This window comes from Stenotrophomonas sp. YJH_SMC_91, from assembly GCF_059368495.1.
Genome location: NZ_JCAFRT010000002.1, coordinates 149,831 through 169,839, shown reverse-complemented (window position 1 = coordinate 169,839; position 20,009 = coordinate 149,831). Strand labels below are relative to the sequence as shown.

Annotated in this window: 17 protein-coding genes; 7 read left to right on the top strand and 10 right to left on the bottom strand. The window is 66.4% G+C overall.

The window, feature by feature from the left end; translation table 11 throughout:
- Positions 1-211: 211 nt before the first annotated feature.
- Entirely contained in the window at positions 212-1,189 is a 978-nt protein-coding gene (locus tag AC5P5X_RS04355) for a zinc-binding dehydrogenase (protein WP_111189336.1), read from the bottom strand.
- 430 nt (positions 1,190-1,619) lie between these two features.
- Between AC5P5X_RS04355 and AC5P5X_RS04350 the strand changes: the two genes are divergently transcribed.
- The 4 genes from AC5P5X_RS04350 to AC5P5X_RS04335 all read left to right on the top strand — a co-directional run bounded on the left by AC5P5X_RS04350 (position 1,620) and on the right by AC5P5X_RS04335 (position 5,924).
- Positions 1,620-3,983 carry a ribonucleoside-diphosphate reductase subunit alpha gene (locus AC5P5X_RS04350; protein ID WP_099527633.1) on the top strand — a complete coding sequence of 788 codons (2,364 nt, stop codon included), beginning with the start codon at positions 1,620-1,622 and terminating at the stop codon, positions 3,981-3,983.
- Positions 3,984-4,092: 109 nt separating this feature from the next.
- The gene (locus tag AC5P5X_RS04345; RefSeq protein ID WP_024957408.1) at positions 4,093-5,133 is read left to right on the top strand and encodes a ribonucleotide-diphosphate reductase subunit beta; all 1,041 of its coding nucleotides are present in this window, start codon (positions 4,093-4,095) and stop codon (positions 5,131-5,133) included.
- A gap of 25 nt (positions 5,134-5,158) precedes the next feature.
- On the top strand, positions 5,159-5,626 hold the full coding sequence (locus AC5P5X_RS04340) for a flavodoxin (protein WP_080334823.1): 468 nt from the start codon (positions 5,159-5,161) through the stop codon (positions 5,624-5,626).
- Positions 5,598-5,924, top strand: a complete 327-nt coding sequence (locus AC5P5X_RS04335; RefSeq protein WP_495215909.1) for a thioredoxin family protein — start codon at positions 5,598-5,600, stop codon at positions 5,922-5,924. The genes AC5P5X_RS04340 and AC5P5X_RS04335 overlap by 29 nt, the downstream gene beginning before the upstream one ends.
- Before the next feature lie 112 nt (positions 5,925-6,036).
- On the opposite strand, the gene AC5P5X_RS04330 is transcribed toward AC5P5X_RS04335, so the two are convergent.
- Positions 6,037-7,368 carry an Nramp family divalent metal transporter gene (locus AC5P5X_RS04330; RefSeq protein ID WP_043035263.1) on the bottom strand — a complete coding sequence of 444 codons (1,332 nt, stop codon included), beginning with the start codon at positions 7,366-7,368 and terminating at the stop codon, positions 6,037-6,039.
- Between the two features lie 117 nt (positions 7,369-7,485).
- On the opposite strand from AC5P5X_RS04330, the gene mntR reads away from it, so the two are divergent.
- Complete coding sequence (mntR, locus tag AC5P5X_RS04325; RefSeq protein ID WP_005413716.1) at positions 7,486-7,956, top strand: manganese-binding transcriptional regulator MntR; 471 nt, start codon at positions 7,486-7,488, stop codon at positions 7,954-7,956.
- A gap of 40 nt (positions 7,957-7,996) precedes the next feature.
- On the opposite strand, the gene AC5P5X_RS04320 is transcribed toward mntR, so the two are convergent.
- The 4 genes from AC5P5X_RS04320 to fabR form a co-directional block, all read right to left on the bottom strand.
- Positions 7,997-8,545 (bottom strand): thioredoxin-like domain-containing protein, encoded by a 549-nt coding sequence (locus AC5P5X_RS04320; protein ID WP_049396543.1) that lies wholly within the window; start codon positions 8,543-8,545, stop codon positions 7,997-7,999.
- Positions 8,535-10,694, bottom strand: coding sequence for a TonB-dependent receptor plug domain-containing protein (locus AC5P5X_RS04315; RefSeq protein WP_044570396.1), 2,160 nt, complete (start codon positions 10,692-10,694; stop codon positions 8,535-8,537). Before AC5P5X_RS04315 ends, AC5P5X_RS04320 begins: the two co-directional genes overlap by 11 nt.
- A gap of 260 nt (positions 10,695-10,954) precedes the next feature.
- The gene (locus AC5P5X_RS04310; protein ID WP_111189335.1) at positions 10,955-13,288 is read right to left on the bottom strand and encodes an autotransporter family protein; all 2,334 of its coding nucleotides are present in this window, start codon (positions 13,286-13,288) and stop codon (positions 10,955-10,957) included.
- A 366-nt stretch (positions 13,289-13,654) separates the two neighbouring features.
- The gene (gene fabR, locus AC5P5X_RS04305) at positions 13,655-14,311 is read right to left on the bottom strand and encodes an HTH-type transcriptional repressor FabR (protein WP_111189334.1); all 657 of its coding nucleotides are present in this window, start codon (positions 14,309-14,311) and stop codon (positions 13,655-13,657) included.
- Positions 14,312-14,403: 92 nt separating this feature from the next.
- Here fabR and AC5P5X_RS04300 point away from each other — a divergent pair, with 92 nt between their 5' ends.
- Together AC5P5X_RS04300 and AC5P5X_RS04295 are read left to right on the top strand one after the other, a co-directional pair.
- Positions 14,404-15,474, top strand: a complete 1,071-nt coding sequence (locus tag AC5P5X_RS04300) for a ferredoxin reductase (RefSeq protein ID WP_329762681.1) — start codon at positions 14,404-14,406, stop codon at positions 15,472-15,474.
- 11 nt (positions 15,475-15,485) lie between these two features.
- Positions 15,486-16,634, top strand: coding sequence for a fatty acid desaturase family protein (locus AC5P5X_RS04295; protein ID WP_005413710.1), 1,149 nt, complete (start codon positions 15,486-15,488; stop codon positions 16,632-16,634).
- Positions 16,635-16,639: 5 nt separating this feature from the next.
- Here AC5P5X_RS04295 and AC5P5X_RS04290 read toward each other — a convergent pair whose 3' ends face one another.
- From AC5P5X_RS04290 to AC5P5X_RS04275, 4 genes are all read right to left on the bottom strand, one after another.
- Positions 16,640-16,975, bottom strand: a complete 336-nt coding sequence (locus AC5P5X_RS04290) for a tetratricopeptide repeat protein (RefSeq protein WP_005409958.1) — start codon at positions 16,973-16,975, stop codon at positions 16,640-16,642.
- The gene (locus AC5P5X_RS04285) at positions 16,975-17,550 is read right to left on the bottom strand and encodes a flavin reductase family protein (RefSeq protein WP_060380633.1); all 576 of its coding nucleotides are present in this window, start codon (positions 17,548-17,550) and stop codon (positions 16,975-16,977) included. Before AC5P5X_RS04285 ends, AC5P5X_RS04290 begins: the two co-directional genes overlap by 1 nt.
- The gene (locus tag AC5P5X_RS04280; protein ID WP_062606210.1) at positions 17,547-18,176 is read right to left on the bottom strand and encodes a superoxide dismutase; all 630 of its coding nucleotides are present in this window, start codon (positions 18,174-18,176) and stop codon (positions 17,547-17,549) included. Before AC5P5X_RS04280 ends, AC5P5X_RS04285 begins: the two co-directional genes overlap by 4 nt.
- Positions 18,177-18,418: 242 nt before the next feature.
- Entirely contained in the window at positions 18,419-19,939 is a 1,521-nt protein-coding gene (locus tag AC5P5X_RS04275; RefSeq protein WP_032965899.1) for a thioredoxin family protein, read from the bottom strand.
- Positions 19,940-20,009: the final 70 nt, after the last annotated feature.

The window sequence follows — 20,009 nt, the reverse complement described above, 5'->3', positions numbered from 1 at the left end:
CGTGCGCGTCTGGGTTCTGGGATGGAACTGCGCCAGGCGTTCCCGGAACCGAGGAGGAGGTAGAGTCGACTGGGTAGAGTCGACTGTTAGTCGACTGCTCTTCCGTCCCCTTGCCGGAAACCTCATCCCCTCGCGCTACGCGCGAGAGTCGACTGACAGTCGACTCTACCGGGGCAGCGCCATTACCGGGACAGCGCCGTCTGCTGCCGCATCACGGCCGCAGCAGCACCTTGCCATTGCGTCCCGACCCAGCGCCAGCCTTCACTGCCTCGGCGATATCATCCAGCGCGAAGATCTGCTCCACCGGCAGGGTCAGTTCGCCGCTCGCCGCACGCTTCAGCAGTTCGCCAACCAGCCGGCGCTTGTCCTCCACCGCCATCGCCTGGCTGACCTTGCTGCCCCAGAAGCCCTTCACCGTGGCCTCCTTGTAGATCAGGCCGCCGGACGGGATGCGCATCGGTTCGCCGCTCATCACACCGAACGACACCAGCGTGCCGTGGTGGCCGAGCAGGTCGACCAGGTCACCGCTGGCGTCGCCGCCGATGGAATCCACCGCGGCCGCGGCCTGTGCTTCGCCGGTCGCCTCACGCACGCGATCCTTCCAGCCGTCCAGCGAGGTGTCGAATACATGATCGATGCCCAGCGCCTGCAGCTGCGCGACCGCATCAGCATTGCGCACCAGGTTGGCCACATGCACGCCACGCGCCCGCGCCAGCATCGCCAGCGACTTGCCCACCGCGCCGTTGGCGGTGTTCTGCACGATCCACTGGCCCGGCTCGACGTGCAGGAACTCCAGCAGCATCAGCGCGCTCAGCGGCATGGCAATCAGCTGCGCGGCCATTTCGTCGGGGATCGCCTCCGGCATCGGAATCACCATGCGTGCCGGTGCGATGAACGCCTCGGCCCAGGTTCCGTGTACCGAGGCGGCGGCCACCCGCTGGCCGATCTGCAGGCCGTCGACGCCGTCGCCGAGTGCGTCGACCACACCCAGTGCTTCACTGCCACCGATTGCCGGCAGCGTCGGCTTGTAGCCGTAGAGGCCACGCACGGTCAGCAGGTCGTGGTTATGGATCGAGGCCAGCACGGTGCGGATGCGCACCTCGCCGGGGCCGGGCTCGGGCAGCGGCGCATCGGCAATGGCAAGGACGTCGGCCGGGTCGCCGAAGGAGGGGTACTGGGCAGCGCGCATGGGCGGTGTTCCGGGGAAAGTTGATGTTGTACCGAACTGGGGACGCAGGCGTTGTCGACAAGGCGCCGCAGGTGCAACACGGCATCCTGCGACTGATCGTCGCGACATGTGCTGATTACCGCATCTTGTGTTGACGACTCGAGGTATCCCCACTATGTTGTGGCCGTCACTCCCGGTCAGCCGCCGCCGCCGGACATGCAGCAAACGTCCCGCGGCCCGCCCCTGAGGCTTGCCGTGTCGACGCGGCCGCCATCGTGCGGACGCAGGTCGCCCCCACGGCCCGGATACCGGCCGCAGGCGCAGGCAGATGCCGACGACCTACGTTCCCGTGCCCTGGCAATCCACCCGTTCGCCCCGTGCGCCGGTATCGCGTGCAGGGCCGCCATGGCATCGACCGCCAACGCGCGTGCGAGCCTGGAGTTTCACCACCATGACCGACAGTACCTTCCGCGTGGCCGATCTGGCCGGCGCTGGCGACGCCTTGCGCGCCGGTGGCGAGCGCGTGCCGACCTGGATCACCAAGGAGGCCGGCAACCGTCGCCTGCCGTTCGAGGCCGAGCGCCTGCAGCGCAGCATCGACGCCGTGCATGCCGAGTTCCCGCAGCTGGACGTGAGCGACTATCGCCGTGTAGTGCAGTCGATGGTCGAACGCAAACCGAGCATCAGCGCCGATGACCTGGTCGATCTGCTGATCCGCGAGGCCGAGTCGCGGGTGGACCTGGTTGCACCCGAGTGGGAACAGTTTGCCGCGCGCATCTACCTGCGCCGCCTGTACAAGCGCGCCAGCCGCAACCGTTTCTATGACGTCGGCCTGAAGTACGGCTCCTACGTGGGTCTGCAGGAAAGCCTGGCTGACCGCGGCATCTACAGCAATGACATCCTGCGCTGCTATTCGAAGGAAGAGCTGCAGCAGGCCGGCGAGATGATCGATCCGGAACGCGACCGCCTGTTCGCCTACAACGGCCTGTACCTGCTGGCCACGCGCTATCTGGCCAGCGACCGCAGCCGCGAGGTCTACGAGCTGCCACAGGAGCGTTGGCTGACCATCGCGCTGTACCTCATGCAGGAGGAAAAGCCGCGTGAGCGGCGCATGCAGCTGGTCGGCGAGGCGTACTGGGCGCTGTCCAACCTGTACATGACCGTGGCCACACCGACCCTGGCCAATGCCGGCAAGGTGGGGGGGCAACTGTCCAGCTGCTTCATCGACACGGTGGACGACAGCCTGCAGGGCATCTATGACTCCAACACCGATATCGCCCGCGTGTCCAAGCATGGCGGCGGCGTTGGCGCCTACCTGGGCTATGTGCGCAGCAGCGGCGCACCGATCCGCGGCGTGGCCAATTCGTCCGGCGGCGTCGTGCCGTGGATCAAGCAGCTCAACAACACCGCGGTGTCGGTTGATCAGCTTGGCCAGCGCAAGGGCGCGGTGGCGGTTTACCTGGACATCTGGCACCGCGATATCGAAGCCTTCATGGACCTGCGCCTCAACAACGGCGACCAGCGCCTGCGCGCGCACGATGTGTTCACCTCGGTGTGCGTGCCCGACCTGTTCATGGAAGCGGTGGAGCGCCGCGCCGACTGGTACCTGTTCGACCCGCACGAGGTGAAGCAGGCCAAGGGCTGGTACCTGCAGGACTTCTACGACGAGAAGCGCGGCGCGGGCAGCTTCCGCCACCGCTACGCCGAACTGGTGGCCGACGAGCGCATCAGCCGCCGCACGGTGAAGGCCATCGATCTGTTCAAGCGGATCATGCTCAGCCAGCTGGAGACCGGCAACCCGTTCCTGTTCTACCGCGACGAGGTCAACCGCCGGAACCCGAACAAGCACGCGGGCATGATCTATTCCAGCAACCTGTGCACCGAGATCCTGCAGAACATGAGCCCGACGCGGATGATCCAGGAGATCGTCAGCGGCGACCAGATCGTCACCACACGCCGCGCCGGTGACTTCGTGGTCTGCAACCTGTCCTCGATCAACCTCGGCCGGGCGATCAGTGCGCCGGATGACCTGCTGGCCACCGACGTGCTGGAGCGCCTGATCCCGATCCAGGTGCGCATGCTCGACAACGTGATCGATCTCAATGCGCTGCCGGTGCCGCAGGCCACGATCACCAACCGCAAGTACCGCGCCATCGGCCTGGGCACGTTCGGTTGGCACCACCTGCTGGCGCAGCAGGCAATCCAGTGGGAATCACCGGATGCCGAAGAATTGGCCGACCGCCTCTACGAACGCATCAACTTCCTGACCATCCAGGCCAGCGCGCAACTGGCGAAGGAGAAGGGCAGCTACCCGATGTTCGCGGGCAGCGACTGGCACAACGGGCGTTACTTCCGTGACCGCGACTACAGTGGCGCCGCGTGGGACAGCCTGGCCCGCGAAGTGGCCACGCACGGCCTGCGCAACGGCTGGCTGCTGGCGGTGGCGCCGAACATGAGCACCGCGCAGATTGCAGGCTCCACGGCCTCGATCGACCCGATCTACAGCGCGTTCTACTACGAGGAAAAGAAGGACTTCCGGCGGCCGGTGGCGGCGCCGGGCCTGTCGCTGGAAACCTGGCCGTACTACGAGAAGGGTGCCTACAAGGTCGACCAGTTCGCCAGCGTGCGCCAGAACGCGCGCCGCCAGCGCCATGTCGACCAGTCGATCAGCTTCAACCTGTACGTGCCCAGCACCATCCGCGCCAGCACGTTGCTGGAGCTGCACCTGAGCGCCTGGCGCGAGGGCCTGAAGACCACCTACTACGTGCGCTCCAACGACATCGACATCAGCGAATGCGAATGGTGCTCCAGCTGATCGCCGGCGACCCACGGCAATGCCGGCCGCTGCCCGGCAACCCCGTGATCTTCGGTAGTGCCGGCCGCTGGCCGGCAACACGATAGAAAGAGAACGAAGGCAGAAAACCATGGCAACTCCCCTCGACCGCATCAAGATCCTCGAACCGCGCCATCCCAACCGCAGCACCGGCATCATCAACGGCCGCACCAGCGGCATCCTCAACTGGAACGACATACCGTACCCGTCGTTCTATCGGGCCTACAAGGAGCTGTCGACCAACTTCTGGATTCCCGACGAGGTCGACATGAAGCTGGACGCGCGCCAGTACGGCGAGCTCAACGCGCGCGAGAAGAACGCCTACGACTCGATCATCGGCCTGCTCGCCACGCTCGACTCACCGCAGACCCGCTTCATCTACAACGTGGCCGAGTACATCACCGACCCGGCCGCGCACGCCAATGCGGCGATCATCGGGCAGCAGGAAGTGATCCACAACGAGAGCTACAGCTACGTGCTGGCCTCGATCACCGACCTGCCGAACCAGAACCGCATCTTCGAGATCGCCCGCACCCACCCGACCATCATCAAGCGCAATGCACCGATCATGGGGGCGTATGACGATTTCATGCGCGAGAAGACCGCCGAGACTCTGCTCAAGTCGTTGATCCAGTCCTCGATCCTGGAGGGCATCAATTTCTATTCCGGGTTCGCGTACTTCTACAACATGGTGCGGCAGAACCGCATGAACGGCACCGGCAAGATCATCAGCTTCATCAACCGCGACGAGCTGGCGCATACCAAATTCATCAGCGAGCTGATCCGCGCCATCATCGGCGAGAACCCGGAGTTGCAGACCAATGAACTGACCGCCTACGTACACCAATCGTTCGAGCATGCCATCGAGCTGGAGACGCAGTGGTCGTCGGAGGTGCTGGATGGCATCGACGGCATCGACGTGGACGAGATGGTGCGCTACGTGAAGTACCGCGCCAACAAGATGGCCGGCATGCTCGGCATCGAACGCCTGTACAGCGATACCACCGACAACGTGATGCCGTGGATCAAGGCCTACGCCGACAACTTCACCGAAACCAAGACCGACTTCTTCGAGATGCGCAATGCAAGTTACAAGAAGACCAACGTCGACAACGGCTTCGACGACCTGTGAGTCCGGCGCCGCGCTGAGCATCCTGGTGGTGGTCGCCTCGTTGAGCGGCAATACCCGCGAACTTGGCCGGCAGATTGCCGAGCGCTGCCGCGCTGCCGGTCATGCGGTTCACTGGCAGGACGCTGACGACCTGCGCCAGGCGCCGCCGCTGGCGGCCGACGAGGCCGACCTGGTGCTGCTGGGCTGCTGGACCGACAACGCCGGCCGCACGCCGTCGGAGATGAAGGCATGGGTGGCCGGCATCGCCGAACGCGGCGAGCGGCCGCGGCAGCTGGCGGTGTTCGGCACCGGCGAAACGCAGTGGGGGCAGGAGTACTACTGCGGCGCCGTGCACCGCCTGATCCGCTACTTCCGCAGCGACTATCCGCCGCTGGAAATCGAACAGATGCCGCATGGGCAACGCCATGCGGGGGCCATCGAGGCCTGGACCGACGCGGTCCTGGCCCACTATTGGAGCAACACCGATGCAGATCATCGACGCCACCACGCCTGAGCAGTTCCAGCAGCTGCTGGCCGAGCACCCGCGGGTGCTGGTGGATTTCGACAAGGACCAGTGCCCGGGGTGCCGGATGCTGGAGATGTCGTTGCGCCGGGTGGCCAACAGCGCGGCGGGGCAGGGAACGACCCTGCTGCGCGTGCAGCTGGAAGTGCTGGGTGAGGCGTTCTTCAGGGAGCTGGGGCTGCGGCAGACGCCGACGCTGTCGCTGTTCCGTGACGGTGACGAACGTACGCGCCTGGCCGGATTCCAGTCGCCGCAACAGATCGAGGCCGCGATCGCGTTGCATCTGTAGCGTGGAGATGGTGGGTCGGATCCCTTGCCAGAGGCAAGGGCTCTGACCCCGCATCGTGTAAAGGCATCCACGCATGGCGTGGATCTACTGGGTCCAACCCCTGGATCTGGCATCACCCGCCGCTGAAGGTATCCACCAGCAGCTTCACGTTCAATACCACGATCACCAGCGCGATCACCCAGGCAATCGCACCCAGCAAGCGCGGTGCGACCAACGCGCCCATCGTCATCTTGTCGGTTACGATCCGCACCAGTGGGATGATCGCGAACGGCAGCTGCATCGACAGCACCACCTGGCTCAGCACCAGCAGCTTTACCGCGCCCTGGTCGCCGAACAGCATGATCACCACCACCACCGGAATGATTGCCAGTGCGCGCGTGATCAGCCGCCGCAGCCACGGCGGCAGGCGCAGGTGCAGGAAACCTTCCATCACGATCTGGCCGGCCAGCGTGGCGGTTACTGTCGAATTCAGGCCCGACGCCAGCAGGGCCACTGCGAACAACGTCGCCGCCGCGCCCACCCCCAGCATCGGCGCCAGCAGCTGGTGGGCTTGTTCGATGTCTTCCACATCAAATCGGCCATTGGCATGGAACACCGCCGCCGCCAGGATCAGGATGCTGGCGTTGATGAACAGTGCCAGGGTCAGCGCAAGGGTGCTGTCGGTCACCGCCCAGCGCAGCGCGCTGCGACGGCCCTCATCGGTGCGCGGGTAGGCACGGGTCTGCACGATCGACGAATGCAGGTACAGGTTGTGCGGCATCACCGTGGCACCAATGATGCCGATCGCGATGTACAGCGCGTGCGGATCGGTCACTACCTGCGCGCGCGGAATGAAGCCGCCCAGCACGTCCATCACCGGCGGTGCGGCCAGCGCGATCTGCACCATGAAGCAGCCGAAGATCACCATCAGCAGCGCGATCACGAAGGCTTCCAGCGCCCGGAAGCCGCGGTTCATCAGCAGCAGCACCAGCAGCGTGTCCAGGGCGGTGATCACCGCGCCCCACAGCAGCGGCAGGTCGAACAGCAGCTTCAATGCGATCGCGGTGCCGATCACTTCGGCCAGGTCGCAGGCGATGATCGCCGCCTCGCACAGCGCCCACAGCGCCAGGTTCACCGGCTTCGGGTAACGCGCGCGGCAGGCCTGGGCCAGGTCCATGCCGGTGGCGATACCGAGCCGCGCAGACAGCGCCTGCAGGATCACCGCCATCAGGTTGGAAATGAGGATGACCGACAACAACAGGTAGCCGAAGCGCGAACCGCCGGCGAGGTCGGTGGCCCAGTTGCCCGGGTCCATGTAGCCGACCGAGATCATGTAGCCCGGGCCGAGGAAGGCCAGCAGGCGGAACCACCAGTGACCCTTGTCGGGCACCGCCACCGAGGCGTTGAGCGCACCCAGGCTGGCCGCAGTGGAGGCCGAAGGGTCGCGGGGCGCCAGGGTGTTCATGGGTCCGAATATAGCTCCTGCTATAGTCATTAGCAATGTGAAACAATCGTCTTTATCGCGTTACTGGTCCAGAATTCAGGTTCAACACCGGATCACCCCGGAAGGACAGGCGCAGGCGTGGGCAAGACCGACGATTCGACATCGCTGAAAAGCACCCCCTTGATCGAGGCCGAGCGCCAGGTCGAGAGCTTCCGGCAAGTGCGCGAGGCGCACCGGATGGAGCTGGTGGAGGACTATGTCGAGCTGATCTCGGACCTGCTGGCCGACGGCGGCGAGGCCCGCCAAGTCGACATCGCCACCCGCCTGGGCGTGGCCCAGCCCACCGTGGCGAAGATGCTGCGGCGCCTGGCCCGTGATGGCTGGGTGGTGCAGCGGCCGTACCGCGGTGTGTTCCTGACCCCGGAAGGCGAGGCGCTGGCACATGCCAGCCGCCAGCGCCACCAGACCGTGGAGCGATTCCTGCTGGCGCTGGGCGTGGACGCGGATACCGCGCGGCGCGATGCCGAGGGCATCGAGCACCATGTGAGCGAGCAGACGCTGGCCTTGTTCGAAGCGTTCGTGCGCAAGGCCGAGGGCGGGGCGCCGTAGCGGTGGCGCCGGGCCATGCCCGGCGGCATTTCGCGCGACCCTACAATCCAGGCGGGCAGCGTGCCTGTTCCTGCGCGCACGCCCGTTTCGTCCATTCCTTCAACACCGGCTGCAGGCCTTCATAGCGCCGGCCTTGCCAGCCATTGGCCAACACCGCGCCGTCGGCATCGATCAGCACCAGATTCGGCGGTGCCAGCCCAGCCAACGCCTGCAGTGCCGGCATGCGCGCGGCGCGGCGCGGGTCCAATACCGGCCACGGCATGTCCTGTGCATGCATGTAGCGGCGCAGTGCGCTCTCGCTCTCATCCAGGCTGACGTACACCACTTCGGTATCGGCGCCGGCCTCGCGCAACGCGTCGCGCACGCTGCGCAGCGTGGGTACGAAGGCATGGCACGGTGCACACCAGTCGGCGCCGAAGTACAGCGCCACCAGTTTCGGCGGCGGCGTCCACTGCATCGGTCGCAGCGAGCGCTGTTCCGGCCGCATCAGCGAGGCCGAAACCTGTGCGTGCAGGTCCGCAGCCACCGCCGGTGCGGCCAGCAGCGCGGCACAGGCCAGCAACAGCGCTCGCAGTGCTTCAGAACGCATAGCGCAGGTTGACGTACCACGAGCGCGCGAAACGCGGCCCGTAGACATAGTCGCTGTCACGCAGCGCGCCCATCTCCAGATCCTTCTGGCGCTGATCGAACACGTTCTTGACGCCTGCGGCTACCGACACTTCCTGCTGCGCCTGCGCGCCCAGATGCCGGTGCCAGCGCGCACCAAGATCGGTGACCAGGAACGAGCGCGTACGGTGCAGCTCGCCCAGCCGGTTGTTCAGCACCGCCATCGGGCCGGTGTGGCGCAGCGCGACGAAGGTTTCCCACGGCTCGGCGGGCATCCAGCTGAGCTGGGCCAGGCCGGTCCAGCGCGGGGTCTTCAGGTAGTCGCGGCTTTCGATCACGGTGTCGCCGCCATCGCCGGTGTCGTCGAAGATGCGCTGCGGTTCGCGGAAGCGTGAGCGGTACCACGAGGCACCGGCGGTCAGGCGCCACTGCGGCGACGGCTGCCAGCCGAGGTTGGTTTCCGCGCCCAGCACGTTGGAGCCGGAGGCGTTGTAGCGCAGCTGGCTCAGCTGTCCGTCATCGCCACGCTGGATCTCGCCCAGCGCGAAGGTGTCGCGGATGCGTGCATAGGAGGCAGTGGCATCCCAGCTCCACACCGGATTGGCCGGGTCCGAGCGCCAGTCGAAGCCGAACAGGGTGGTCAACGCGCGCTCTTCCTTCAGGCCATCGGTGTTGCGCACGCGCACCTGTTCGCCACCCAGCGTGTCGACATGCACGTCCTCGACGAAGATCTCGGGAGCACGGAAGCCGGTGGCGATGCCGGCACGCCACTTCAGGTTGGGCGTGGCCTGCCAGGCCAGCGCGATGCGCGGCGAGAACACCGCGCTGTCCAGTTCCGAGCTCTTGTCCACGCGTGCACCCAACACCAGGTCGACGTTGTCGCGCAGGCTCCACTCGTCCTGGATGAAGGCGCCCAGGTTGTGGAAGGTCGCATCCTCCAGTACCGCAAGACGCTGGCCGTCACCGGTGCGGTTGTCGTCGCGCAGCGCCTCGTGCTTGTACTGCACGCCGAAGGCCAGCGCGTGCGCACCCAACCGCCAGTTCAACTGGCTGTCGATGTAGTGCAGCGGGTTGTGGGTGCGGCCGTACTGGCGCCACGAACGCGAGGCCGCGCTGCCGGCCACGTTCGGGTCCAGCTGCGACGGGTCATAGCCCGGCGCGGACGGATCGGTGACTACGTCGCCCAGACCGCCATAGAAGCTGTCGCGGTCAATGTCGGCGAAGGCGTAGGCCAGGCGGAAATCGACGTCGGCATTGATTTCCTGGTCCCACGACACGCTGCCGCGGCGGTATTTCGTATCCAGCGATTCGGCGATGTTGGCCAGGTATTCCGGCTGGTCCAGGCGGTTGCCGCCACGCCGGGTTTCATCGGTCACCTGCAGGTCCAGGCGCAGCCGCGTTCCCGGCGTCGGTGCGTACCAGGCCTGCAGCCCGCCGACCTTGAGGTTCTTGCGGGTGATTTCGGTGTAGCCGTCACCGTTGTAGTCGATGCCGCTGTTCCAGTTGCGCTGGGCAATCACCGACAGGCCGGCGTCTGCTTCCTTGGCCACCAGGTCCAGCCGCACGTCGGCGTTCTTCTGCGGCGTGCCTTTCAGGACATCCACGCCGGCCTGCACATGGCCACCGCTGCGCGCCGGCAGCGGCGGAATCAGGTTGATCACACCGGCAACCGCACCCGGGCCGTACAGCGCCGAGCCACCGCCCTTGACCACTTCGATGCGGTCGACGAACCCGGCCGGGATCTGTTCCAGGCCGTACACGCTGCCCAGCGTGGACAGCAGCGGGATGCCATCGAACAGCAGCTGGTTGTAGGCACCGGGCAGGCCCAGCAGCTGTACTTCGCTGGTGTTGCAGTTCTGGCAGTTGCTTTCCACGCGCAGGCCGTTGATCAGCTCGGCGGCACGGGAGAAGTCGGTGGCCGCGCGCAACGCGATGTCTTCCTTGCGCAGCACTTCGGTGCGGATCGGGACATCGGACAGCAGGCGTTCGCTGCGGGTGGCGGTGCTGACTTTCACCTGCACGCGGTCCAGCTCGGTCGGCTTCGGTGTGGCGGCCAGTGCGGGCAGCGGCAGGGTCAGGGCGATGGCGGCGGCCAGGGGCAGCCGATGGAAGAGGGGTGTGGCAACGGGCATGAAGGCGTCGTCCTTGGGAGAGGAAAGGCGGCGAGGGCGACCTGGCTGACGGATATGAAAGCAGAGGGTTATAAATATAGCAACGGCTATATAAATAAGTCAGTGCAATCACGAAGCCGAAAGCAGGATCAGAACATCGCGGACGACGATGTTATAACATTACAAATAAGCGCCAGAACCCTGCCGGATGTCATTCCCGGCAGGGTGCGAGGGGAGTTGAGGAACGCCGCCCCGGGCCTGGGCCCGGGGCGGCGTTGGCCTTACCAGGCGGCGCGCAGACCCACCTGGGCTCCATGGTTGCGGTAGCCGCTGTCGCCGCGCTGCACACGCAGGTCACCCCATGCGCTCCAACGCTGGCCCAGCTGCAGCTGGGCACCGGCCTGCACTTCGTAGCGGTTCTCCGGCGTCTTCGCGCTCAACGACTCGCTGTTGAAGCGCATGGCCTCATCGCGCTGGCCACGCAGCCAGTTCGCTGCCAGGAACGGCTGCACGCGGTTGCCCTGCAGCGTGCTCTGGCCAAACAGGCGCAGGCCGAGGCGGCTGTTGAGGCCGCCGCCGCGACCGTCTTCGACCGTGGTGCCATTGTTTTCAACCAGACTGTCGCCGTCGTAGTCGGTCCAGGTCAGCTGCGCCTGCGGCTGAAGGTACAGCGTGCTGGCCTCAGTGCTGCGGATGGCCCAGGCATAACCGGCTTCCAACGATGCACTGCGGGTCCTGGAGTCGTAGGTCTCACGGGCGATGCCTTCGCCCTGCACCTCGTTGTCGAAGCGCGCCGCCTGCAGCCAGCCGTCCACATACAGGCCGGCACTGCTCTGTGCATCCTGAACCCAGCCCAGGTAGACACCGGCCGACTTGCCCTTGACCTTGCCGCGGGTGCCATAACCGCTCAGCGTCGACACCGCCTGTGTGGTCGCCTCGCCGGTGCCGAGCATGACGCCGACCTGGCCACGGCCATCGCCCCAGCGCCAGACATCGCTGCCCAGCTGCAGGGTGTTGATGTGGGTACGGGCATCGACCTGGCCGGCCACGTTGGCTTGCAGCTGGTCACGCCCGGCGCGCACCCAGGTGCCGGTGCGGGCGCGGTCGAAACCGGGCTCGCCGCGATCATGGCGGCGCAGCTGGAACATCTGCACGGCCGCGGCCTGGTTGGCCAGGTACGCGCCCGGCTCCGGACGCAGCACGGGGACCGGATCGGTGGGATCGGTGGGATCGACCGGGTCCACGGGATCCACCGGCGTGCACTCCGGCAGCGATGGATTGATATCGCACGGATTGCCGGTGTAGACCGAGGTCAGGTACCAGTTGCCGTTGGCGGCGCCCGGCGAGCCTTTGTGCAGGAAGTACTCGTGCATGCCGCCGATGGCACGGCCCTGCAGAGTGAACTTGCCATTGCTGGTACCGTCCACCTGCACCAGCGGAATACCGTTGACGGTCTGCGCGCCAGCACCGGCAATGTTGTTGACGGTGACCTGGGTGGTGCCACTGGTATCGCCGGTGACATGCACGCGCGAGCTTGCTGCGTCGTCGCCGGCCAGCACCGTGTTGAAGTGCAGGGTGCCGCCATTGCCGGTGTAGTTGCCATTGACGGTCAGCTGCGGATACGCCGCAGTGCCCGCTGCACCAAGGAAGATGTTGCTGCCTGCACCCAGGGTGAGGTTGCCGGTGTTGCTGTCGCCGGACAGTGTCCAGCGGCCGCCCTGGTCGACGATGACGTCGGCCGGGCCGAGGATGCGGCCGGTGAGGTCGAGGCCGTCAAGGAAGCGCAGCGTGCCGCTGGCGGTATCGGCAATGGTGATATCGCCGTTTAGGTTGGAGGTCCGGGCGGTGACGTCAAATACTGAGCTGTCGCGCCCTTCGATCACGACATTATTGCTGCTGGAAAGCGTCGATCCGTTTTGGATTGCTACGCGGACAGGGTATCCCGTCGTGGTGCCGCCAATAAGAAGCGCCGGCCCGCTTGTTGCTGCAACATGCGAAGAATCGAGGAGCAGCCCCCAATCCTGCATGCCCGCCGAACCTGCGATTGCGGAGTTCGTGAGGCTGATGCCATAGGTACTTCCGACGACCTTGGTGTTGGCTTTCAGGTTGAGGATTGTGCCAAGGCTGCGAATTCCTTGCGCAAAGGTGCTTCCCTCCGAGTCCAGCCGGCCGCCGCCGCTGCCGGTGAAGGGCCCATTGAAGGTGCTGCCTGCCGTCGTAAGATGTGGCCGAGTAAGTCCAGAATTGCCTGAGCCGACGTTGATTGAGAGGGTGAATTGGCCATTCACAGTCGAGTTGTGCAGCGTGCCAACACTATTGAGCAGCCGCATGCTGGAAATACTTGCGCCATTCGCAATGACCCGTGCGGGTTGACCTCCAGAATAGTTGGTGTCGATTCGGTTGGTCGTGGCGCCTTCCACAATCAGCGTGCCACCGTTTACGTCGTAGGCTTGAGGTAGGGAGCCCGCATTCACCACAAGAGTCTGGCCTGGATTGACGGTTGCTGCGCCGGCTGCACCAGAAGTAGCGATCAGCAATGCCGTGGCAATAGCCCGAGCTAGATCGGATTGGTTCTTGGCGGAAGGAAACTTCGGCGTGAACTGCATCATGCGCATGGGTGTTTCTCCTTGAAGCTCATTGGGGTGGGACCTGCATCCGCAGGGCCGGAGGCGGCACTGTGCGGATCGGGTCTTGCCTGGGCCATGCAATTAATCTGAAACGACTGCAGCGGCACGTGCCGGATTCAAACCTCGTTCAATAACTCACCAAACTGAATGGAGCGCGCGGTCTGAATAATTCAGCGTGCGTGAGGGCGCAGTGAATGGCGCGTGGAAGATGCCCAAACTGCCCGTTCGCAATGCAGTTCTGTGATGGCGCCCGCAGTTCCCCTGCACGGCGGCGCCGTGGGAGGCTCCATGGAGTCGGGGGATGCGGACCAGGACCCCTTCCTGCGGAAGGGATCCGGCCCAGGGGGATCTCGATCAGCCGCAGCGGAATGCGGCGGGGGTGCGGGCGCCGACGATGATCATGCGGATCATCGTGGAGATCTGTTCGACCAGCTCCGGATCCTTCTCCGGTGGCAGGTCCATGGCGGTGGCGCCCATCGCGAACACCAGCCGGGTGATGGCCTTGGCCACCAGTTCCGGGGCATGCAGCACGGCGCCATCCAGTGCGGCCAGGCGCACCAGGTCGTGCTGCAGCTCTTCTTCGAAGTAGTGCAGCTCACGTTCGACCGCGTGCTTGAAGTCGTCCGAGCCGACCGCGCCTTCGCGCAGCAGCACGTGCAGCAGCTTGTCGTCGGCGCGCAGCTGCTCCATGAAGGTCTCCACGGAAACGCGCACCACGCTGGTGGCGGTGGAGGTGGCGCGCTGGCGGGCCTCGCCGATGATGGTGCGCAGCGAGCGGCCGGCGGCGTCGATCAGCGCCACGGCCAGTTCATCCATGTCGCGGAACTGACGGTAGAAGCTGTTCGGCGCGATGCCGGCCTCACGTGCCACTTCGCGCAGGCTGAGCGTCGACAGGCTGCGGTGCGGCCCGATCAGTTTCAGGGCGGCGGCCAGCAGATCCTCGCGGCTCACCGTACGGCGGGCCGGGCTGTTGGCATCTTCGGGCGTCGACAAGGCGGTGGCGGCGGCCATGGGGGTTCCGGTGGGGCGAGGCTGAATCATACCCAATCCGGTTCAATATACACATGTATACACAGGTGTATGTGCGCCCGTATAGTTCGCTCATGAGCGCTGTCGTCCGTCCGTCCCTGTTCTCTCCGTACCGCTGGGTCTCGCCGTCGCTGTTCGATTTCTGGGCGGGCCAGCTCAATCCCCTGTGGACCCTGCGCGAGCCGGTGGCCCGCCTGGTCCGGCGTGAGCCGGCCGGCGAGGGCGCGGCGACGCTGGTCCTGCGCACCAACCGTCACTGGGCCGGCATGCGCGCTGGCCAGCACGTCACCCTCGGCGTCGAGATTGAAGGACGCCTGTGGCAGCGCAGCTACAGCCCCACCGCACTGGGTCGGCGCGAGCTGGCGATCACCGTCAAGGCGATCGACGGCGGCCGGGTCAGCCAGCATCTGGTCAACCACGCGCAGCCGGGCGAACTGTTCCGCCTCGATGCCGCCTTCGGCGAGTTCCATATGCCGGCCGCGGCGCCGGTGCTGCTGCTGGCGGCTGGCAGTGGCATCACGCCGATGCGCAGCCTGCTACGCGAGTCCTGCCAGCGCCCGCTGGCAGCGCCGGTGGACCTGTTCTACTGGGAGCGCACCGCCGCCCATCTGCAGTTCCGTGATGAACTGCAGGCGCTGGCCGCGGCCCATCCGAACCTGCGCGTGCACCTGCTGACCACCCGCGAGGGTGAGGTGCCGGCCGCGCGAATCGATACCCATGATCTGCAGGTGGCCGGCGATGACACGCCGCTGGCGCAGCGCCATGTGCTGGCCTGCGGCCCGGACGGCTTCGTTGCTGCCGCGCGTGAGCGCCTGGCGCACCAGGTGGCTGGCTTCCAGGCCGAAGCCTTCACCCCGCCGGCGCCGCTGCGCGATGCCAGCAGCGAAGGCGAGGTGTCGCTGACGCTCGCGCGCAGTGGCCGCCAGCTGAGCGTGCCGCGTGGCCGCTCGCTGCTGGAAAGCCTGGAAGCCCATGGCATCAAGCCCAAGCATGGTTGCCGCATGGGCATCTGCAATACCTGCACCTGTGATCGCGTCAGTGGCGCCACCCGCCATCTGCGCACCGGCGACCTGCAGTCCGAATCGGCACAACCGGTGCGGATCTGCGTGAGCGCACCGACCACCGACCTGACTTTGGATCTCTGAGGACGCCTGCCATGACCCGCGCTACCGACCGTGCCCTGAGTACTGCCGAGATGCATGCCTTCGGTGAGGAACTCGACGCGATCCGCGACCGTGTGATCGGCAGCCTCGGCGCCTCCGATACCCGCTACATCCGTCGCGTGGCTGCCGCCGTGCGCTGGTTCGGCGTGGGCGGCCGTGGCCTGCTGTTCCTTGCGGCGTTCTCGCCACTGTTCTGGATGCCGCTGCTGTGGCCGGCCGCGATCACCGGCACGCTGCTGCTGGCGCTGTCGAAGATCCTGGAGAACATGGAGCTGGGCCACAACGTCATGCACGGCCAGTTCGACTGGACCGGCGACCCCAAGCTCAATGGCAACACCTACGAGTGGGATATCGTTGCCACCGCCGACAACTGGCGCAAGACCCACAATTTCCGCCACCACACCTACACCAACGTGCGTGGCATGGACGATGACATCGGCTACGGCCTGCTGCGCATCTTCCCGGAACAGCGCTGGAAGCCGTTCTACCTGCTGCAGCCGATCATCGCACCGATCTTCGCGCTGCTGTTCCAGTGGGGCGTGGCCGCGCAGGACCTGCGCCTGGGCCGTTGGCTGAAGGGCCGCATCAGCGGCCGTGCGATGTGGATGCAGACCCGCCCGGTGGCGCGGAAAATGGCCCGCCAGGTGCTGAAGGACTACGTGTTCTTCCCGCTGCTGGCCGGCCCGTTCTTCCTCACCGTGATGCTGGGCAACATGGTGGCCAACGGCCTGCGCAACATCTGGACCTACGTGATCATCTTCTGCGGCCACTTCACCGCCGAATCGGAAACCTTCCCGAAGGAATGCCTGCGCAATGAATCGCGCGGCCACTGGTACCTGCGCCAGCTGCGCGGGTCGTCCAACATCAGTGGCGGCTTCCTGATCAACGTGCTGTCGGGCAACCTCAGCCACCAGATCGAGCACCACTTCTACCCGGACCTGCCGGCCAACCGCTATGCGGCCATCGCCAAGGAAGTGAAGGACATCTGCCGCCGTTACGGCCAGCACTACAACAACGGCTCGCTGCCGCGCCAGTTCGGCCAGGTGGTCTGGCGCATCCTGCGTCACGCGTTCCCGAGCAAGCCGCGCCGCCTGCCGATGTCGGACATCATGTCCGCACCGGCATCGGCCAACGCGGGCTGATCGACTCAGCCCGCTTTCGCCAGGTCCGCCTGCTCGCGGTCCAGGCGTCGCAGGAACACCTGCATTTCCTTGCGTGCCTGCTGGTCGCCCTTGCTGCCGGCCACGCTCAGGCCGCGTTGCCATGCTTCGCGCGCCGCCTGCGGCTGGCCACTGGCCAGCCAGGCCTTGCCCAGCAGCTTCCACGCCGCCGAGTACTGCGGATCAAGCACCACGCAACGGCCCAGATGGGTCGCCGCGCGCACCGGGTTGCCGGCATCCAGCCAGCCCTTGCCCAGGCCGAAGCGCAGCAGCGCGCCGTCCTTGCCGGCGGCAAGCATGCATTCCAGAGCTTCAATGTTCATCAGCGCACCTCCACCAGCAGCTCGGCTGGGCCGGGCTGGAAGCGGCCCCGATGGAACAGCAGCGGCGCGCCGCCGTTCTCGTGCACGTCGATGATGCGGCCGGCCAGCAGCAGGTGATCGCCCACCGGCCACTGTGCGTGGCGGGTACAGGTGAGATGGGCGACCGCACCGGCGATGCGCGGTGGGGCGTCCTCGTCGTCATCCAGCAATGCCAGGCCATCGAAGCGGTTGCGCACCTGCGGATCGGCGAAGCGCCGGGCCAGCGCTTCCTGGTCGGCCGCCAGCACGCTGATCGCAAAGCGGGTGGCGCGCTGGAAGGTGGACAGGCTCTGCGCGTGCAATGCCAGGTTCCACAGCACCAGGGGCGGCTGCAATGACACCGGCACGAACGAATTGATGGTCAGGCCGATGGGCTTGCCCTGCGCATCGCGTGCGCAGACGATGGCCACGCCGGTAGGAAAGTGGCCGAGCAGCCGCCGCAGTGCGCGCGGCGGCATCTCGACCGACGGCACCGGGGCCGGGGCGGGGAATACCCCCGCCCACGGCCCGGCGTACGGCATTGTCTCGCCGCTCATGAGGCCCTGGCCTGGCGGTAGCGCCGGCCGACCTCGGCCCAGTTGATGATGTTGAAGAACGCACCGATGTAGTCCGGGCGACGGTTCTGGTAGTGCAGGTAGTAGGCGTGTTCCCAGACATCCAGTGCGAGGATCGGGGTGTTGCCGGACAGGCCCACGGCTGCACCCATCAGCGGGCTGTCCTGGTTGGCGCTGCTTTCCACCTGCAGGCGGCCATCGCGATCGCTGGTCAGCCAGGCCCAGCCGCTGCCGAAGCGGGTCTGCGCCGCCTTGGTGAAGGCATCCTTGAAGGCATCGAAGCCGCCAAGATCGCGGTCGATGGCGGCGGCCAGCTCATCATCGGGTGCACCACCGTTGGTGCTGAGTACGGTCCAGAACAGGCTGTGGTTGGCGTGGCCGCCACCGTTGTTGCGGACCGCGCCACGCTGCGCCTCGGGCACGGCATCGAGGTTGGCGATCAGCGCCTCGACCGGCTGCTCGGCGATGCCGGCCTGCTCGATGGCGGCGTTGAGGTTGTTGACGTAGGTCTGGTGGTGCTTGCTGTGGTGGATCTCCATCGTGCGCGCATCGAAATGCGGCTCAAGGGCGTCGTAGGCGTAGGGGAGCGGGGGAAGCGAGTACGACATCGAATCAGTCTCCGTGGGGAAGGCCAGGGGGCTGGCCGTGGGGAGACTGTTATCGCACCTCAACATTGGTTGAGGTCAAGGGGAAGGATTGAAATGCGTGAAAGGGAGCAGGAGCGGCATGGTAGTGCCGGCCGCTGGCCGGCAATCAGCGAAGGTCGGGTTGCCGGCCAGCGGCCGGCACTACCAGAACCCGCTTTTCGAACCTCACCGGCGCGCTGACGTGCCCGCTGCCAGCGTTATCATCAACTCAACCAGTCCTTGCACGCACCATCAACCTGTTCCCCGCACGCCTGCTGCATCCGCTGCTGCAGCCGCGCCAGCGTCTCCGCACCCTGGTGCTTGCCGCTCCACGTCTTCAACTGCCCGGCCAGGCGCTCGAAGCGCTGGCGGGTGCGCTGGTGGTAGCCCGACGGCTGTGCTTCCAGTTCGGCGATCAGCGACGCGGTGGCCTGCTCGATGCGCGGCGCGTCGTCCGGCGCCAGCTTCAGCAGGCCCTCCACGTACAGCACGCCCCACTGCACGCGGGTGGCCGGGCCCTGGGCACCGTCGTAGGCACGCTTCAGCCACTCCAGCGCACCGGCGGTGTCGCCGCGCTGCTCGGCCAGTTCGGCCAGTTCGGGCATGTAATAGTACGGCTGCTCGCTGCGCTTCAGCTCGGCCAGCAACAGCGCCTCGGCACCCGCGTCGTCGCCAACCTCGCGCAGCGCATGGACCGCGCTGCTGATCGTGGCCTGGCGCGCATGCGCATCCGTGGCGGCGGCATCGGCAGCGGCCACGCGCTGCTTGACCCGCTCAACGAGGGCCGCGGGCAGTGCGCCCTTCGGCTGCTGCTGGCGGGCCAGCGATACTTCGGTCAGCGCACGCGACAACGCGTCGTCGGCGCGATCACCGCGCTCGGCGTCTGCGCGCTCCAGTGCGACCAGCAGCTGCTGTCCCAGCGTGTTGCTGGTGGCCGGCCCGGCACTGGCCTGCTTGACCAGCTGCACGCCCGCATAGCCCAGCAGCTCACGGTTGCGGCGCACTTCCGCCGGTTGCGCCAGCACCGCCTGCAGCAGCTCGCGTACTTCGGTGGGTGAGGCATCGGGCTTTTCGGCCGTTGCCAAGGCAAGCAGAGCGAAGCGGCGCTGCAGGGCTGCATCCGGTGCCGCCTTGGACAACTGGCGCAGTACGTCCTGGCTCTTGCGCTCGCCGGCGAGGCGGTTGGCGTCCACTTCCCAGCCGTAGTCGCCCAGTACCTGCCAGTCTTCGGCGGCCAGGCGGTCCGGCGTCGCCAGCGCGGTGGCCAAGGTGGCGGCAACAGCACTGCGGCGGCCTGCGGCAACGGTCAGTGCCCGGGTCAGTTCGGCGGCGTCGTTGCCGCCGGCCACGCGGGTGATTTCGTTGCGCTGTGGGTCCAGCACGATCAGGGTCGGATAGCCGCGTACGCCGAAGCGCTCACCCCAGGCCTGCGCTCCTTCCTCGTCGCCATCCAGATAGACGGGCACGAATTTGCTGGTCAGCGCGATGAAGGTCGGGTCCTTGAACAGGCCCGCCTTGAGCTGGTTGCACGGCGGGCACCAGACCGCGCCCCAGTACAGCAGCACCGGCTTGCCGCTGTCGGCGGCTTCGGCGAAGGCATCGTCCACATCGCCCTGGCGCCAGGCGATGGCGGACGCCGGCGCGGGTGCCTCGGCGGAGTTGGCGGTGGAAACCGGGGCCGGGGTGCAGGCGCTCAGCGCCGAAGCCAGCAGCAACACGGAAAGCGCGACGCGCATCGGCAGCATCTCGAAGGGCAGGGTGACAGGCCATTGTAGGAACCGCCGGGGAGCCCGCTGATTCAGTTTGCTCATGACG

Excerpts from the sequence above, each read along its gene's own strand:
- AC5P5X_RS04355 (WP_111189336.1), bottom strand. The coding sequence starts at position 1,189 with ATGCGCGCTGCCCAGTACCCCTCCTTCGGCGACCCGGCCGACGTCCTT.
- AC5P5X_RS04350 (WP_099527633.1), top strand. The coding sequence starts at position 1,620 with ATGACCGACAGTACCTTCCGCGTGGCCGATCTGGCCGGCGCTGGCGAC.
- AC5P5X_RS04345 (WP_024957408.1), top strand. The coding sequence starts at position 4,093 with ATGGCAACTCCCCTCGACCGCATCAAGATCCTCGAACCGCGCCATCCC.
- AC5P5X_RS04335 (WP_495215909.1), top strand. The coding sequence starts at position 5,598 with ATGCAGATCATCGACGCCACCACGCCTGAGCAGTTCCAGCAGCTGCTG.
- AC5P5X_RS04330 (WP_043035263.1), bottom strand. The coding sequence starts at position 7,368 with ATGAACACCCTGGCGCCCCGCGACCCTTCGGCCTCCACTGCGGCCAGC.
- AC5P5X_RS04320 (WP_049396543.1), bottom strand. The coding sequence starts at position 8,545 with ATGCGTTCTGAAGCACTGCGAGCGCTGTTGCTGGCCTGTGCCGCGCTG.
- AC5P5X_RS04315 (WP_044570396.1), bottom strand. The coding sequence starts at position 10,694 with ATGCCCGTTGCCACACCCCTCTTCCATCGGCTGCCCCTGGCCGCCGCC.
- AC5P5X_RS04310 (WP_111189335.1), bottom strand. The coding sequence starts at position 13,288 with ATGCGCATGATGCAGTTCACGCCGAAGTTTCCTTCCGCCAAGAACCAA.
- fabR (WP_111189334.1), bottom strand. The coding sequence starts at position 14,311 with ATGGCCGCCGCCACCGCCTTGTCGACGCCCGAAGATGCCAACAGCCCG.
- AC5P5X_RS04300 (WP_329762681.1), top strand. The coding sequence starts at position 14,404 with ATGAGCGCTGTCGTCCGTCCGTCCCTGTTCTCTCCGTACCGCTGGGTC.
- AC5P5X_RS04295 (WP_005413710.1), top strand. The coding sequence starts at position 15,486 with ATGACCCGCGCTACCGACCGTGCCCTGAGTACTGCCGAGATGCATGCC.
- AC5P5X_RS04290 (WP_005409958.1), bottom strand. The coding sequence starts at position 16,975 with ATGAACATTGAAGCTCTGGAATGCATGCTTGCCGCCGGCAAGGACGGC.
- AC5P5X_RS04285 (WP_060380633.1), bottom strand. The coding sequence starts at position 17,550 with ATGAGCGGCGAGACAATGCCGTACGCCGGGCCGTGGGCGGGGGTATTC.
- AC5P5X_RS04280 (WP_062606210.1), bottom strand. The coding sequence starts at position 18,176 with ATGTCGTACTCGCTTCCCCCGCTCCCCTACGCCTACGACGCCCTTGAG.
- AC5P5X_RS04275 (WP_032965899.1), bottom strand. The coding sequence starts at position 19,939 with ATGCTGCCGATGCGCGTCGCGCTTTCCGTGTTGCTGCTGGCTTCGGCG.